At 55.8% G+C, this 1,104-nt stretch carries 1 rRNA gene; it reads right to left on the reverse strand.

Annotated features, from left to right (window positions below):
- A 23S ribosomal RNA gene (locus ACYVLQ_RS00710) occupies positions 1-804 on the reverse strand; the annotation flags it as partial.
- Positions 805-1,104: the final 300 nt, after the last annotated feature.

The raw sequence follows: 1,104 nt of genomic DNA on the forward strand, positions 1-1,104 counted from the left end.
ACCGTCGCTTCACCCTGGCCATGGGTAGATCACTCCGCTTCGGGTCCATGACATGCGACTCAGGCGCCCTCTTCGGACTCGCTTTCGCTACGGCTCCCCCACACGGGTTAACCTCGCCACACACCGATGACTCGCAGGCTCATTCTTCAAAAGGCACGCCATCACCCCACAAAGGAAGCTCTGACGGATTGTAAGCGTCCGGTTTCAGGTACTATTTCACTCCCCTCCCGGGGTACTTTTCACCTTTCCCTCACGGTACTAGTCCGCTATCGGTCACCAGGTAGTATTCAGGCTTACCGGGTGGTCCCGGCAGATTCACAGCAGATTTCACGGGCCCGCTGCTACTCGGGTATCTGCGACACAAGCCGTTGCGTTTTCACCTACGGGATTCTCACCCTCTACGACAGACCATCCCAGGCCACTTCAGCTAACACAACGGTTTCTCACTCATGCTCGACTCGGCAGAATCAAGAACGCAGACCCCACAACCCCGCATGGACAACGACTGCCGTCTATCACATCCACACGGTTTAGCCTCATCCGCTTTCGCTCGCCACTACTCACGGAATCACAATTGTTTTCTCTTCCTGTGGGTACTGAGATGTTTCACTTCCCCACGTTCCCTCCACACACCCTATATATTCAGGCGCGGGTAACACGACATCACTCGTGCTGGGTTTCCCCATTCGGAAATCCTCGGATCTCAGCTCGTTTGACAACTCCCCGAGGCTTATCGCAGCCTACTACGTCCTTCATCGGCTCCTGGTGCCAAGGCATCCACCGAACGCTCTTACACACTTACAAACAAAGATGCTCGCGTCCACTGTGCAGTTCTCAAACAACACACAAGACCAACCCTTAATCCAGCACCAGCCCGAGAAACCCCGGCGGTATGACTGAAAAGCCAGCCTCGTCGTCTCTTGCCTGGAAAGAACGTCTGTTCTTTCAGGACCCAACAGTGTGTCGATATATCCCCACAGGGCCCCGGACTCGGCCGGAACCATGATGCGAAGAGCTTGTCAGCGTTCCACCCATGAGCATCCGCGGTCCCACGATCGGGGACTCGAACGGTCTCTGACACAACCACTCTCACCTGTGTGGAGC

The sequence above is a fragment of the Nocardia thraciensis genome, assembly GCF_054782435.1.